This window comes from Bradyrhizobium sp. 17 (assembly GCF_023073515.1).
Taxonomy (GTDB): domain Bacteria; phylum Pseudomonadota; class Alphaproteobacteria; order Rhizobiales; family Xanthobacteraceae; genus Bradyrhizobium; species Bradyrhizobium canariense_D.
In genome coordinates this window covers 14181-29038 of record NZ_JADPJQ010000028.1, presented here as the reverse complement: position 1 = coordinate 29038, position 14858 = coordinate 14181, and the positions used below count along the sequence as shown (strand labels likewise).

General features: G+C 59.0%; 10 protein-coding genes. 1 reads left to right on the top strand and 9 read right to left on the bottom strand.

What is annotated here, in order from left to right; genetic code table 11:
* Positions 1–2: 2 nt before the first annotated feature.
* Positions 3–1292: a nucleotide sugar dehydrogenase gene (locus IVB13_RS04715; protein ID WP_247456752.1), complete on the bottom strand. Its 1290-nt coding sequence runs from the start codon at positions 1290–1292 to the stop codon at positions 3–5.
* 445 nt (positions 1293–1737) lie between these two features.
* Here IVB13_RS04715 and asnB (IVB13_RS04710) point away from each other — a divergent pair, with 445 nt between their 5' ends.
* Positions 1738–3672, top strand: a complete 1935-nt coding sequence (gene asnB / locus IVB13_RS04710) for an asparagine synthase (glutamine-hydrolyzing) (protein ID WP_247456751.1) — start codon at positions 1738–1740, stop codon at positions 3670–3672.
* Position 3673: 1 nt separating this feature from the next.
* Here the strand turns inward: asnB (IVB13_RS04710) and IVB13_RS04705 are convergent, their stop codons facing one another.
* The 8 genes from IVB13_RS04705 to asnB (IVB13_RS04670) all read right to left on the bottom strand — a co-directional run bounded on the left by IVB13_RS04705 (position 3674) and on the right by asnB (IVB13_RS04670) (position 14683).
* Complete coding sequence (locus IVB13_RS04705) at positions 3674–4873, bottom strand: glycosyltransferase (protein WP_247456750.1); 1200 nt, start codon at positions 4871–4873, stop codon at positions 3674–3676.
* An 84-nt stretch (positions 4874–4957) separates the two neighbouring features.
* Positions 4958–5767 carry a class I SAM-dependent methyltransferase gene (locus IVB13_RS04700; RefSeq protein ID WP_247456749.1) on the bottom strand — a complete coding sequence of 270 codons (810 nt, stop codon included), beginning with the start codon at positions 5765–5767 and terminating at the stop codon, positions 4958–4960.
* Positions 5768–5788: 21 nt separating this feature from the next.
* Complete coding sequence (locus IVB13_RS04695) at positions 5789–7309, bottom strand: glycosyltransferase (protein WP_247456748.1); 1521 nt, start codon at positions 7307–7309, stop codon at positions 5789–5791.
* Between the two features lie 185 nt (positions 7310–7494).
* Positions 7495–9666: a methyltransferase domain-containing protein gene (locus IVB13_RS04690; RefSeq protein ID WP_247456747.1), complete on the bottom strand. Its 2172-nt coding sequence runs from the start codon at positions 9664–9666 to the stop codon at positions 7495–7497.
* Positions 9667–9709: 43 nt separating this feature from the next.
* The gene (locus IVB13_RS04685) at positions 9710–10594 is read right to left on the bottom strand and encodes a TylF/MycF/NovP-related O-methyltransferase (protein ID WP_247456746.1); all 885 of its coding nucleotides are present in this window, start codon (positions 10592–10594) and stop codon (positions 9710–9712) included.
* Positions 10595–10602: 8 nt separating this feature from the next.
* Positions 10603–11946, bottom strand: coding sequence for an ABC transporter ATP-binding protein (locus IVB13_RS04680; RefSeq protein WP_247487953.1), 1344 nt, complete (start codon positions 11944–11946; stop codon positions 10603–10605).
* A complete protein-coding gene (locus IVB13_RS04675; RefSeq protein WP_247456744.1) occupies positions 11943–12743 on the bottom strand; it encodes an ABC transporter permease in 801 nt (266 codons plus the stop codon). The genes IVB13_RS04680 and IVB13_RS04675 overlap by 4 nt, the downstream gene beginning before the upstream one ends.
* Complete coding sequence (gene asnB, locus IVB13_RS04670) at positions 12740–14683, bottom strand: asparagine synthase (glutamine-hydrolyzing) (RefSeq protein WP_247487951.1); 1944 nt, start codon at positions 14681–14683, stop codon at positions 12740–12742. The genes IVB13_RS04675 and asnB (IVB13_RS04670) overlap by 4 nt, the downstream gene beginning before the upstream one ends.
* Positions 14684–14858 lie beyond the last annotated feature (175 nt).

Sequence of the window (14858 nt, the reverse complement as noted above, 5' to 3'; positions counted from 1 at the left end):
TTCTAAAGCCGCCAGAGTTCGATGCCGGCGGGCGTCACGCCTCGATCGAGCTTCGCCTTGACGTCGAGGATGATGCCCGTACCGCCATCCAACAGTCGTTGAAACAGCGGCCAGCCACCTGCCAGATAGCTGTCGTGCGCCACGGCCAAGATAACCGCATCCGCCGGCCGCAAGGCATCCAGATTCGTCAGCGTCAGTCCGTATTCGTGCCTTGCATCTTCCGCGTTCGCGAGCGGATCGTGCACCTGCACGTGAAGCCCGAACGTCTCGAGCTCGCGGATGATGTCGACCACGCGGGAGTTACGCGTATCCGGCACATTCTCCTTGAAGGTCAGGCCAAGCACCGTGACAGTGCCTTTACCTCCCCTTCCATTGCCGCGAAGCAGCATTCGAACACATTCGCGGGCAATGCGCTGACCCATGCCATCGTTGATGCGGCGACCGGCCAGGATGACCTCCGGATGGTAGCCCGCTCGCTCGGCACGAAAAGTCAGATAATAGGGGTCGACGCCAATGCAGTGGCCACCAACGAGGCCGGGCTGAAACGGCAAGAAATTCCATTTGGTGGCGGCGGCCGCCAGAACGTCGCCCGTGTCGATATTCAGCACCTGAAAGATCAGCGACAGCTCGTTCATGAAGGCGATGTTGAGATCTCGCTGCGTGTTCTCGATGACCTTGGCAGCCTCGGCCACCTTGATCGAAGGTGCGCGATGGACGCCGGCCGTCACGACGGACCCGTAGACGTCGGCAACGATGTCGAGCGTCTTTGGGTCTTGAGCCGAGACGACCTTCATGATGGTCTCGAAACGGTGCAGCTTATCACCGGGATTGATCCGCTCCGGAGAGTATCCCACCGTAAAGTCGACGCCTGGGCTCAAGCGTGAGACCTGCGCCAGGATGGGGATGCATTCCTCTTCGATCGCGCCGGGATAGACTGTCGATTCATAGACGACGATGTCACCCTTCTTGAGCACACCTCCAACCGAGCGGGATGCGGCAATCATCGCCCGGAGATCGGGTCGGTGCGCATCGTCGATCGGCGTCGGCACGGTGACGATGAAAAAATCCGACTCGCGGATCGCCGCCGGATCCACGGAAAACGTCAGCGACGGATGGCGAAGATCGTCGGCTTCGACTTCGCGCGTACGGTCATACCCCTTGCTGAGCTCGGCAACACGGCCAGCGTCCACGTCAAAACCGACGACGGGCCTCCCCTTGCGCGCGAAGGCAACCGCAACGGGAAGCCCAACATAGCCCAACCCAATAACCGCAATCTTCCGGTAGTGTGACATCAAGGAAGTTCCGAGCCCAAGCCGACCATCAACGCCGGTTGTTTAGCCGCCATACCGCTGACGTCGCAAGAGCGAAAGTCCTTAAGATACCAAGGATTCTGCCGCAAAAAGCCAACGCCTATTGTCAGAGCGCCCCAAAGCGAATACCAAGGCAAACTGACGTCTCCGGCCCTTCTGGCGTCCCTTTGAGGCACCTGCGACACGCGCCCATGCGTCGGCTCTTGAATTCTGTCGACCCCACTACCGACGTCGGCAATTTTGCTCTATCCGACCCCCTCGGGATAACCTACGTGGCCTTTGGTTCGCGTCTGAACCGGGTTATCAACCTTGGATTGGTCTCATTGTCATGGTTCAGATGCGATATGACCTAATTCCATTGGAACGGCAATCTCCGGGACCCGGTCTCTGCCCGCTGACCGATTTGATAGACGTCCCGTAGGGCACAATGTGTGGAATCGCCGGATTTCTCGCGGATCCCAGCAGCCGGACATCACTTGACCAGCTGAAATCCATCGCCAACGCCATGGACGTCAGCCTGGAACATCGTGGCCCGGACGACCACGGCATTTGGGTCGATCCCGAAGCGGGTGTTGCCCTCGTCCATCGCCGCCTGTCGATCGTGGATCTTTCGCCGGCCGGTCATCAGCCGATGCACTCGGCCGATGGCCGCTACGTGATCGTCTATAATGGCGAGGTCTACAGCCACCTTCCAATCCGAGCCGAGATCGAAGCGACGGGCCATCGCTTTCGCGGACATTCGGATACGGAGGTCATGCTCGAATCATTTGCCCGATACGGAATTCGCGCCACGGCCGACCGGCTGATCGGCATGTTTGCGATCGCGATCTGGGACAAGCAAACGCGCACTCTGAAGCTGCTGCGCGATCGTCTCGGCATCAAACCGATCTATTGGGCTAAGATCGCCGGGTTGTTCATGTTCGGCTCCGAACTCAAGGCGCTTCGCCAGCATCCGGGATGGACGCCCCGGATCGAACCGGCTGCGGTCGCCTCGTTCACGCGGCACAATTACATTCCCGCTCCGCACTCCATCTATCAGGGTGTCCATAAACTCGAGCCGGGAACCATCCTGACACTCGAATTCGGCCGCGAACCGCAACTCGAGAAATTCTGGGACGCGCGGCAGGTCGCTCTCGACGGGATACGCAACCCGCTCACCGGCGACGACGCATCGCTGGTCGAACAACTCGAGACCCTGCTTGTCGATGCCGTCCGCAAGCGAATGATGGCCGACGTTCCGCTCGGCGCATTCCTTTCCGGCGGAATCGACTCATCGACCGTCGTCGCGTTAATGAAGGCGGCAAATGTTGGGCCGGTAAAGACGTTTTCGATTGGCTTTGAAGAGAAGGCCTTCAACGAGGCACCCCACGCCGCTGCGATCGCCAAGCATCTCGGAACGGACCACACGGAGCTCATCGTAACGTCGCAGCAAGCGCTCGAAGTTGTCCCGAAGCTGTCTGAGATCTTCGACGAGCCGTTCGCCGACTCCTCGCAAATTCCGACCTACCTCGTTTCAGCGATGACCCGCGAGCACGTCACAGTCGCGCTGTCGGGCGACGGCGGCGACGAACTCTTTTCAGGCTATAATCGTTATCAGCTGACCCGGCGCTCCTGGAGGATGCTTTCGCTGGTGCCTGCTCCGTTGCGCAGGGCACTTGCAGCGGGCCTGACTTCGGTCAGCACGGAACGATGGAACGCCATCTTCGAATATCTTCCAGAGCATAGCTATCCACGACTCCCCGGCGACAAGATTCATAAGTTCGCGAATGTGCTGGGATTGAATGATGTCGATGAACTGTACCGAAGGCTGATCAGCCATTGGGATCCGAGCCGTATCGCGCCTAGCCTAGCAGAAACGCGTGGGGTCTTGTGGGACAGCTCCGTACGAACTGACTTTCCGAATTTGCTCGATCGAATGCAATTCCTCGATTCGGTGACGTATCTTCCCGACGATATCCTGACGAAGGTCGATCGTGCGAGTATGGCGGTCGCGCTTGAGGCGAGAGTGCCGCTTCTCGACCACCGGGTTGTCGAGATGGCCTGGCGGCTGCCGCATTCCGTCAAGATCCGGCGCGGCGTCAGCAAATGGCTGTTACGTCAGGTTCTGTACCGCTATGTTCCGAAAAGCCTCGTCGAGCGTCCGAAAATGGGCTTCGCCATTCCACTTGACGAATGGCTGCGCGGGCCGCTGAGGCAATGGGCAGAAAATCTGCTGTCCGAAAAGCGATTGCGGGAGACCGACTTCTTCGACGTCGCCCTCATTCGCCGGCACTGGACCGAGCACCTGTCGCGCAAGCGCAATTGGCAGTACGCGCTGTGGGACGTCCTGATGTTTGAATCCTGGCGTGAACGTTGGGGCTAGATCACTTCGAAAGCCGGATGCTCGGGATGTCGCCCGGACGCTTGCCCTCCAGCAAACCGCGGTAAAGATCCTCGTAGCGCGACACACAAGCATCCAGGCTGAAGTTCTCTTGGGCCCGGTCTGCCGCCTTCGTGCCCATCCTGGCGCGCAATGCCCCGTCCGCAGCGAGACGAAGGATCGCCTCGCTCATCGCCTTGGGATCACGCGGCGGCACGATGAACCCGGTCTCTCCGTTGATATTCGCCTCGGGGTTTCCACCGACGTCGGTTGCGATCACCGGGAGGCCGGCCGCCATGCTCTCGAGGACAGCGTTCGAGAACCCCTCCTCGTGCGAGGACAGAACACTGACGTCCGCCCCACACAGAAGATCGGGCACGTCGCTTCTCGAACCAAGAAAGAGGACGTTATCAGCGATTTTCAGGTTCGCCGCTTGTTCCCGCAGCTTCCCGCCGATGCCGTCGTCTCGCCCCACCACCAATAGTCTCCAGCCGGCGGGCAAGCGGGCGCAAGCCATCGAGAAGGCCACGAGCAGGTCCTGATGCCCTTTGTAGGGGATGAGGTTTGCCACAATGACGAAAACAAGGGCGTCCTGATCGATCTTGAGGGACGTACGCATGCTCTGCCGGACCGTCGAAGACTTCTGATAGTTGGCGAAATCGATCCCGTTGTAGATCAGGCCCAGCCGATCTGCACGGACATTTTCGTCATCGTGCAGTTGACGCACAACGCTGTTTGAATTTCCGAGAATGGCCGTCATGTAGCGATGCAGCCTAGCCTCGATCGCGGGGCTAAAGCGCATGTTGCGCTGATAGTAGTTGAGGCTTCGCCGACTCATGATTCGAACGGGAACGCGGGCCAGGATCGATGCCGGCGCTCCCAGGATGTAGGCCCCAGGCAAAAAAAAATGAACGATCGCTGGCCGAAATCGGCGCATGACCCGGGAAAGCCAGTACACTGTCTCAGCGAGACGCGCGAGGCTTCGTATCCGTGATACGCCGCCGGAACGTCGCACGGCCGGACAGGCTATCACCTCGAAGCCGGCCGCCTCCAGACCGTCCGCGAGCTTGCCTCTTTCAGTCAGGCAACAAACTATCGGCTTCCATTGGGCGCGATCCAGCCTCGGGATGATTTGGGTCAGATGCCGTTCGGCTCCCCCGACATCGAGGGAGCCTATCACGTATATGATCGGGCGTGGGCTCATTGCTTAGAAATCGATGACATCCTCGCCGCGACCGCGCGTGTGCCGTCGCGATCCCATGGCGGCAGGGACGTAGCACCGCCCCCGCTATGCATTCCGAACGAACAGGAACTCAGTATTGGCTTCGCCGGTCGCGATCTTCTCGAGTTTGAAGCCCAGCTTCTCGACGAAATCGGTGGCGTCTTTGTCGTAAACGAACTCCATGGGCCAGCCGCCAAGCCAATCGCGGATGTCGGTAAACTTGTTCATGCCGCGCATTTTCTTGTATTCCCGCACCCGCCGTATGAACGCCGGCAAGTTGCGCGGATCCTTGTACATCTCGAAACGCCAGACGTACCAACCGTCCATCAGCCTGCGCTGCAGCCAACCGGAAGCTACATAGCGGCGCTTCACATCAAGCCAGAATTCCGGCGTCGGGTCCTTTTGCACGTCAGCCGAGTAGAGTGCGATGTAGAACAGCCCACCCGGCTTCACGCGGCTGGCTGCATTCTGGATCGCATGCCAGACCTCACCGGTGTGATGCAGCACACCCCACGAATAGACCAGATCGTAGAGCGGCAATTTGGCGACGTAAGCATCGTCGAGAACCGACCCCTGCTCCGCGGTCCAATTGGCGGGATTGCCCACTTGCGACCGGACAAATTTGCTCGCCCGGACTGAATCTGCATCATAATCGAAGCCGTCCACCCGGGCGGCGCCCGCATCCAGCATGGCGACCGAATGCAAACCGCTGCCACAGCCAATATCGAGAATGGACAGCCCATCGAGACTGGAACGTCCCATAAACTGAAGGATGTGACGCTTCGAAGTCTGAACCTTCTCGGTGTCAAAATTCTTCTGAATGAAGTCATGCCAGTTCTTTCCGAACTCGAAGCGCTTTTCTTCTACCTGGTCCATGAAATTGTCCTCTGGATCCGTTTAACCATACACGGCGAGCGTTTCATCAATCGCACGCTGAACCCCGAAGCGCTTAAACGCGAACTCAGGACCATCTTTGGCCGCGGCTTCTCGCCAGTTGCCGTCTCGCAAAAGACGCACGATTTGGCAAGCACTCGATGCCGCGTCCCAGCCCTGGAGAACCCAACCTGACTCGCCGTGATTGACGGCCTCCGGCGCGCCCCCCGCCGGCGTCGTCACTGCGGGTACCCCCAGGAACTGCGCTTCGACCAGCACGTTCGGAAGCCCCTCCGCCCGGGACGTCAGAAGCATCAAGTCCATGCTGGCAATAGCAGCCATTGACTCCTTCAGATGTCCGACGAAAAACACCGCCCCCGCCAAATCTTCTGCGGCCGCGCGAGCCTCCAAGGTTGCACGCAGAGGTCCATCGCCAACAATCAGAAAACGCGCCTCGGGCAGATCTCGGCGGACGAGCGCGGCTATCTCCAGCCACAGCATGGGACATTTTTCCTCGGTGAAGCGCATCACGGTCCCCACAACCAACGCACCGGGTTCAATCCCGGCGCGCTGTCGGAGTTCGGCACAATCCGCCTTGTACCTCGCCAGCTCGGCCTCATCAAAGGCATAACCATTGCGAACAACGCCGATCGAGTTCCTGCCCAATCCGAGCCACGCCTCGTAAGCCCTCGCACCGGCCGCGCTGTTGTTGATCATCTTGACCCCGGGCTGACGCGCGAGCCACCGATAGCTTTCACGCATGTAGGGCTGATGAAAAACGAAATTGATCGGCGGCAGACTGCGTTGCGAGATGATGATTTTTGGAACGCCCATCAGGACCGCTGCGATGCCCCCCTTGATGTTGACTTCGTCGAGCCACAGATGAGCAATCTCGGGCTGTTGCGCCGCCAATGTCTTGGCATAGAGAGCCACGTCGTCCCGCAGTTCCAGTGGCAAGGTATCAACGATAGCTCGCAACGCCGGATCGAGCTTACTATCCGCTTCAGCGCCGATGACACTGGCTGCGATATCCCTGGACTCCAGCTCCGGCAGGAAGAACCGGCTGATCGGCGTGGATAGGTTGACGCACGCAACGCGGATGTTTGGCTTCCTGCCATCACGAAGCGCCCGCGCCGTGACCACCAGCTGGCGCTCTGCACCACCTGGACCAAGCGTTCCAATCATCATTGTCACGCCGCGCTGCCGCGCAACCGAGTTCCTTGCGCCCGAGATACCGTGCCGTTTCAACTGGGCACTGAACTGCCTTAGCGCACGACGATGTCGTCCATCAGGCATCGCCAGAACGAGCTTGAGAATTCGACGCTCAACACGCTCTGCGATGCTGAGTTCCGCCAGATTACGGGCCAACAGAGGCCGACAGCGGGCCATCTTCGACCAAGCGAATAAATACACATCCTTGAACGTGACGATTGGAGGCCAGCGCAGCGGGTGTCGCCTGATAAATGCAATCGTGCGGGGTGGCAGACTGCGACGGATCGCATTTACGAACGTCCTCGTCACGAATTTTGGACCTGCTGCAAACATGGAAACGGTCCGCTCCGGCGGCCTCCATGCAGCATTGCCCTTCGTTCGTTCCTCCTTGACCACGTTCTTTGCCCCCTTAGACAAACGGCCTGGCAGACCTTCGTTCAAATCCCCCAATCATGACTTGCCCGATCCTGCCTGACAGGCACGATGGGTTCGGCGCCACCGTCGACACATTTGCTCGCTCACGATCGATAGATCCAGGACGGGAGTTTGGCCGTAAACCACTGCAACGCCCAAGATCGTTGCGGTTCATCTGCCTTCTCTGCAACAGGATCGGCCGGCGGACTCGCGGCCTCAACAATCTCGCCATCAACTGCCGAACAGACGGCAATTCCATCACGAGCGGCAAGCATCCGGTCGGCCATGAGCTTTACGCTGAAGGACGTCTTGACGTGCTCCGGGGCCAGTTGCGCAGCTTTTTTTCTCCAGCGCAAATTGCCGAGCAAGTCAACGATCGTATCTGCCATAACCCGCGCCGTTGCATCGGGCGTGAATATCTGCCCCGTCTTGCCATCCAGCACAGCCTCGGGAGCACCTCCGGCAGAGGTCGTAGCTACGGGAACCCCAAGCGCCTGGGCTTCGAGAATAACGTTTGGAAAACCCTCGATACGGGACGCCAGAAAGAAAAGATCCATCGCTGCGATTGCGGCGGCGGGACGCAGTTCCAGATTGGTAAATATCAATGCGCCGGCCAGCCCAAGCTGTTCGGCGCGCGCGCGAACATCATCGAACCGCGCGCCATTGCCCACCATCAGGAAGCGCACATTCGGCATCTTCTCGCGTATCATCGCAGCGACATCGAGCCAAAGGAATGGACGCTTCTCCGTCATCATTCTGAAAACGCCACCAACGATCAGCGTCTTCTCATCGATCCCCAACGTGGCACGGTACTGTCTTCTCAAGACCGCTGTTTCGGCATCATTGTCGAGGTCAATTCCGTTTTGCACGACCTTGATCGCTCCCTCCGGGAGCTCCAGCCACTCGGCATACGCTCGCGCACCGGCTTGGCTGTTATTGAGCATCCGCAGGTTCGGTTGCTTTGCCAGGAACCGATAACAATCACGATGGTATCCGTGATAGTAAGGGAAATGGTAGGACGGCATATTCCGGAAACAGAGCAATGTTCGGGGAATCTGCAGTACGGTCGCCGCAATACCTCCCTTGATGCAAACTTCGTCCATCCAGAGATACACTGTCTCAGGATTCACGTCCGCGAGAAGGTCGTAGTAGGTCCTTACGTCAGCGAGCTCGGACGGCAACACTTCGAACGGATCAGGATTCGCTATCTTGTCGGATCCAGCCGGAGACCTTGCGGCAGAGAAGCCAGCAATGATCCTGACGCCCGCCTTCTGCAGCCGAGCTCGAAAGAAATTCTCGCGCTCCGTCGCCGGAGGATGGACCAGCGCCACCGCAACTGAATCCACCCCGCGCGATACAATCTGTTCGACCAAGGCGACCATCTGCCGTTCAGCGCCCCCCGGGCCCAACGAACCAATGATCATCAATATTCCACCGCAATCCGGCAACGACTTTGCCGCCGGCACCTTCGATATAGACTGAGCAGCAAGAGTCTGAAACGTCGTCAATTGCTTCTCATAATCCGTCGCGCGCCCCTTCTGCCCGATGTACAGAAGTCGGTTCCCTGCCCCAGCCTGACTTGGCTTGTTCTGGCGTATGTTCTCAAGCCAATCCGGCAGCGGATCAACGATAGGCTTTCCGCTCCAGAAGGCATCATGCGGGACAAAGATGTTGTCGTCGAATCCGACCTGGTGCGTCACCACTTCATCGAAACCAAATCGCGAGAGAAGCGTCTTCAGCGACGATTGATCGAGTGAGCGTACGTGCTGCCAACGGTGGAATAGCAAATTGCTGACCGGGCAGTACGCCATGTCCAGATCGAGGTCTTCGTTGTTAGGGGTTGTGATGACCAACATCCCGCCGGGGCGCACAAAACGCGCCAGACGGTCGAGCGTGGCATCCAGGACTTCGTCCAGGACGTGCTCGATGACCTCGGACATGATCACGACATCAAAAGTCTCCGCCGAGTCATCGCCCACGACGCCCAGGAATCCGTCGAAATTCCCCAGCACACGCTGCAGATTTGCCGCGCGCCCTTTCGACGGCTCGTATCCCGCCACGGTAAGGCCCCGCTGGGCCATGAAGCGAAGAAGGTGACCGTCGCCGGCACCGAAATCGAGAATGCGCCCGTGCTTCGGAAGGATGTGATCGATAGCCGTAATGACGCTGCGGCCCCCAAGCTTCGCGAAACTAAGTTCGGTCAGCCGGGTCTGCCCCACATTGTCCCAGAACCGATTGACCAGTTCAGGAGTCCACTTCAAGCGTTCCGCAGCCATCTCAGAGCTTTCTCATCATTGAACGAAGCAGCTCAGCTCCATCCTACTGCTTAATCGTGAAGGCCTGTCCGGTTGGCAAGAGCGCGAGGTTCTCGGCCTTCGATTCGAAGAATGCGTCAGCTGCCTGTTTCGCACCCGGGCATGATTTGAACCCGTGGTCGTCGAGCAGGATAATGCCGCCCGCAACCATGCGAGGATAAAAGAACTGCAGAGAGTCGAGCGTAGGCTGGTAGAGATCGACATCGATGTGCACAAAGCGAAACCGGCAGTCGGCCGCCTCTACAAATCGTGTGGGGATCCAGCCCTTGTAGATCCGATAGTTGTCGAACTCTCGCAAGCTCTGCCGCAACTCATCTTCGGCCGCGGTCAGAGAGCCCTTCCGCCAGTAGGTGCCGTCGATGGAAGTCGGCTCAGACAATCCCTCGAAACTGTCGAAGAGATGAATGGAGATCGGCATTTTCCTGAAGGCCCGGCACAGCAGGTAGGCCGTCGCGCCCTTGTACGTGCCGCATTCGGCGGCATCGCCGTCGAGATGTAGCACGAGCTTCAGCAACTCATTCATCGCATATTTGCGATCAAGCGAATGCCAATTACCTACGTCCATGAACCGCATGTAGTAGGCAAGGAATGCCTCATCCTCAAGGAATATCCGGGCAAACTCGGAGAATTTGAACGTCGGATAAATGGCTGTCGTCAGCGCCTCGGCGGAGAGATAGCGCTCGAATTCCGAGGATTGGGGCTCCAGCCCACGCTTCAAGATCGTAAGAAGTTGAACAGCCTTGTCCGGCGCAAGGCCCTCGATCTCCGCCGCGAGCCGAGCAGCATCGGAGCTGTAGACCGGCGCCGGAGCCGGTTGCACGGGCGCCGGAGCGGATTGCGCCGGGGCCTCGCTCTCGGTCCGCGCGCGCGTTCCCAGCAACGGCGCCATTATTCGCTTCAACATCCTCCGACAGCTCCGCTTACCCGAGCGACATCCTCGCGTTCAGACGAGATCACAATCTCACTCTCGAGATTGACCAGGGCCGTCGTGAAAGCCCCATGCGTACCAACGACCCGGAATTGGATAGCATCTTCGACGAAATCGATCTTTGCTCCATCATGGAGGTGTGCGGCGCCGAGCGTCAAAAAGAAGTCGCCCGCGGCCAACCACATCTTGCAATCGCATGCGATTGTCAGAACGTCGCCGGCGCGGGCCTGCCACGGCACGCCTTGGCTGGTCAGGTTCGTCGCCCCCCATACGACAGTTCCCCTGCGGTCCTTGATTGCAAAACCACAGGACAATGCCGCAATGTCCCCGTCGCAGCGTAACCGCATCGAAAAGCGATAGCTACCTCCACTGTTGAGGAGCGTCGCACGCCGCCCGTGCTCATCGAATATGCCCCAATCGAGCAAGCGCCCTTCACCCGTCCCATATCGAACCTTCGGCGCGACATCCCCCGCTGGCGGCTCGAAAGTGCCCGCACTCTCGACAGCGACCTGACTGACGGACCTCTCCAGCTCAGGCGGCGGCGCAGCTTCGGGCTCGATCGCCGTCGGAACCTCCAACTTACCAAACAGCAGGTTGTGATAGACCACCGATATCGGCCCGGCCTCTCCTTCTGCGAAAACCCGCCCACCTTCCAGAATCAGCGCGCGATCGCAGAAGGTCGTAATCGTGTTGGTGTCATGGGATACGAGCAAGATCGTTGCGTTCTTCTGCTTCAGCCGCTGGATCCACCCGAAGCATTTCATTTGGAAACGCGCATCGCCGACTGAAAGAGCTTCGTCGACGATCAGGATATCAGGCTCTACGCTGATCGCCGTAGCGAACGTGAGACGCGCCTGCATCCCGGTGGAATAGGTCTTGAATGGCTGATCGATAACGTCCCGCAATTCGCTAAAGTCGATGATTGAATCGAGCTTGCTCTCGATTTCCGCCTTGGACATGCCGAGGCACAGGCCGCCCATGAAAATGTTCTCCCGGCCGGTGTAGTCTGGGTGAAAGCCAGTTCCCAACTCGAGTATGGCGGTGATCCGGCCGTTGACTTCCAAATCACCCGACGAGCGCTCGAGTGTTCCGGCGATAATCTTGAGCAAGGTCGATTTTCCGGCCCCATTGCGCCCAAGAACTCCAACAATCTCGCCGCGCTTGAGCTCGAGATCGATGGACTGAAGCGCCACGCGCTCGGTGTGGCGCGGAACGCGGCGAATGACTTCTACGATCGGATCGATCGCATGCGCATAGACGCGGTACGCCTTTCTAAGCCCTCGGGTACGGATGGCGATTTGTTTTCCGGTCATAGCGCGTCGCCAAAGCCGTGTTTCAAGCGGAAGAACACCGCGTAGCCAATTACGAAGCAGGAAACCGCGCCCAAGGGAAAGACAATCCAAGCTGCCGGATGTTGAAAGGCTCCGAAATAGAGCGCGTCCTGCCAACACCAAACCTGGTAGCTGAACGGATTAAGGTGAAAAATCCAATTCATCCAGGACGGCGTTGCAAAGGGGTTGAACAAGATGGGCTGCGCGAACAGATTGGCCGTGCAGAAGATTGTCACGATGTCTCGCAAATCGCGAAAGAAGATACCGAGGGCCGATAGCATGAGAGCGACGCCGGTCATCGCAATAAGCTGGATCGCAATCAAGAATGGGACGGTCAGAACCATGAACGTCAGAGTTCCGCTAATCGCGGCGTAGCCGATCGTGAACAAGAGCGCGATCGAGTATGGAAGTGCTGAAGCGATCGCAGTCTTGACCGGCAATACCACAACGGGAAAAATGATCTGCTTCACGAGACTCGCATGAGTGGTCAGTATCGTGGTGGAGCGCGCCAGCAAATCCTGAAACGCCAGCCACGAGACTATTCCGATCAAGACATTTACAGCAAAATCGGGGTGCCCGCCGCTGCTACCGACGCGGGTCGGGAATACATAGGCGAACAGGAGCGAGTACATCAGCATGAGCAGCAGCGGATGGCCATAGGCCCACAGAGCGCCCAGTAGCTGTCCCGTGTGACGATCACGCAACTCACGCTTCACGAGCTCAGCCACGAGCTCGCGGTGCCCGTACACCGAGCCAAGAAGTGATGACGCTGCGATCACAGCGACACCTCCGGATTAGCTGACAGCCACGCCTGCGCCATCAAGACATTCCATAGCGGATAGGCCCAATTCCCACCCCCTAGGTGCGCTTCCCATCGCTCTCTGATCGGTGCGGGAGAGAACAATTCCTGGTCCTTCAATCTTTTTTCAGACAACAATTCTTCCGCCCAGGCCCTCAGCGGCCCTCTCAGCCACTCCGCCAGCGGCACGCCAAACCCCATCTTCGGACGATCAAGCAGCGTACGCGGGACACGGCGATAGAGCACCTCGCGCAGCGCCCATTTGGCAACGCCATCCCGGTACTTCATATGCCTGGGCAGGGTCCAGGAAAATTCCACGACCCGGTGATCCAACAGCGGAACCCGCGCCTCGAGCCCAACGATCATGCTCGCGCGATCGACCTTCGTCAGGATATCGTCAGGCAGATAGGTCAGCGTGTCGATGAGCATCATCCGGTCGAGAAAATTCGGCACGTCGGTCGCGAGACGCTTGTCCCAAAGCACTCCCTTGGTCTCGGAGGCCCCGATCACCAGATCGTCCGGACTGTGCCAATGGCTCAGCATCCCGCGATAGAGTGCGTCGGGATCATCCTCGAGAATGGCCGGGGCGTACCGTTCGACCTTCGAACCAAGACCATTGATCCGCCACCGGCCTGGCAGCACCTGGCCAATCTGGTCCAGGACACGCGACGGGACCGCACGGAGACCCCGAGTCAGCACACCGCGCAGAGCCCCCGGGGCGGGGCTGGCGACCTTTCGCATGTCGAGCGCGTAGGCATAGCGGGCGTAGCCCGCAAACAATTCGTCGCCACCATCTCCCGAAAGCACGACCTTAACATGCTGGCGGGTCAGCTCGCACACCAGCGCGGTCGGCAGCTGAGAGGAATCCGCGAACGGTTCGTCGTACCATTGCGGGAGATGCTCGACCATGTCCAAGGCATGCGAGGCATCGGCGTACAACTCGGTGTGGTCGGTCCCGATATGACGCGCGACCTCGCGCGCAAAGGGCGCCTCATCAAACCCCTTATCCACAAAACCGATCGAGAATGTATTGATTTTTCGATCCGCGGTCTCTGCCATGAGCGCGGTCACAAGCGAGGAGTCTATTCCTCCCGACAACAACGAACCGATCGGCACGTCCGCAACCAACCGGCGCCTCACCGCATCGGAGAGCAGAGCATCCAGGCGATTGACCGCTTCATTCTCGTCGATCTCTGATTTGCCGCGCACCGACTTCTCGACGAGGCCCCGGAGATTCCAGAAGCGCTCAATCGAGACTTCGCCGCCAGGCCCGGTCTTGAGCATGGTGCCCGGTTCGAGCTTGTAGGTGTCCTTATAGATCGTGAAAGGCGCCGGGATATAGTTGTGGCGCATGAACGAGGCCATCGCGTTGCGATCCACGACCGGCACCCAACCCGGAACAGCGCGCAGCGCCTTCAATTCCGAGCCGAAGGTCAGCACGCCGCCGATCACACTCCAGTAGAGCGGCTTGATGCCAAGGCGGTCGCGCACCAGAACCATGTCACCCGTCTGCTTGTCATATAGCGCGATGGCGAACATGCCGATCAGGCGCGGCACGACATTTTCGATACCCCATTCCGCGCAAGCCTCAAGGATCACCTCGGTATCCGAGTGGCCCTTGAGCCGACGATTTGTCCGCTCAAGATCGGCTGCGATCTCATTATGGGAGTAAACCTCACCATTGTAGATGATGACGAACCGCCCGCATCGCGACGTCATCGGTTGCGCGCCCGTCGGGGTCAGGTCACGTATCGCCAGACGTCGATGACCGAAGCCCACACCTCGCTCAGTGTCGAGCCATGTGCCTCGCGAATCCGGCCCACGATATGCGAGGCTGTCCGTCATTTCGTCGAGGACACGCTCCGATAGAGGACCCCGGCTGCCTTGCCTAAGTCGCAAGAAACCTGCAATGCCGCACATTAATGCGCCCCTCTCCCCTTGGCGGTAGACACAAACAGATCGTTGAAAAAGGCGACACGGCGAGGACTGGGCATTTTGCACATTCGGTACGGGATCGACGGACAGGACACGATGTTCCGATGACGCGGACCGAGCGACGTCCGCGGAAAGGCCGGCATTGCAGCAACAAGCAACA

Coding starts and splice junctions, on each gene's coding strand:
- IVB13_RS04690 (WP_247456747.1), bottom strand. CDS start 9,666: ATGGCTGCGGAACGCTTGAAGTGGACTCCTGAACTGGTCAATCGGTTC.
- IVB13_RS04700 (WP_247456749.1), bottom strand. CDS start 5,767: ATGGACCAGGTAGAAGAAAAGCGCTTCGAGTTCGGAAAGAACTGGCAT.
- IVB13_RS04685 (WP_247456746.1), bottom strand. CDS start 10,594: ATGGCGCCGTTGCTGGGAACGCGCGCGCGGACCGAGAGCGAGGCCCCG.
- IVB13_RS04680 (WP_247487953.1), bottom strand. CDS start 11,946: ATGACCGGAAAACAAATCGCCATCCGTACCCGAGGGCTTAGAAAGGCG.
- asnB (WP_247456751.1), top strand. CDS start 1,738: ATGTGTGGAATCGCCGGATTTCTCGCGGATCCCAGCAGCCGGACATCA.
- IVB13_RS04705 (WP_247456750.1), bottom strand. CDS start 4,873: ATGAGCCCACGCCCGATCATATACGTGATAGGCTCCCTCGATGTCGGG.
- IVB13_RS04715 (WP_247456752.1), bottom strand. CDS start 1,292: ATGTCACACTACCGGAAGATTGCGGTTATTGGGTTGGGCTATGTTGGG.
- asnB (WP_247487951.1), bottom strand. CDS start 14,683: ATGTGCGGCATTGCAGGTTTCTTGCGACTTAGGCAAGGCAGCCGGGGT.
- IVB13_RS04695 (WP_247456748.1), bottom strand. CDS start 7,309: ATGTTTGCAGCAGGTCCAAAATTCGTGACGAGGACGTTCGTAAATGCG.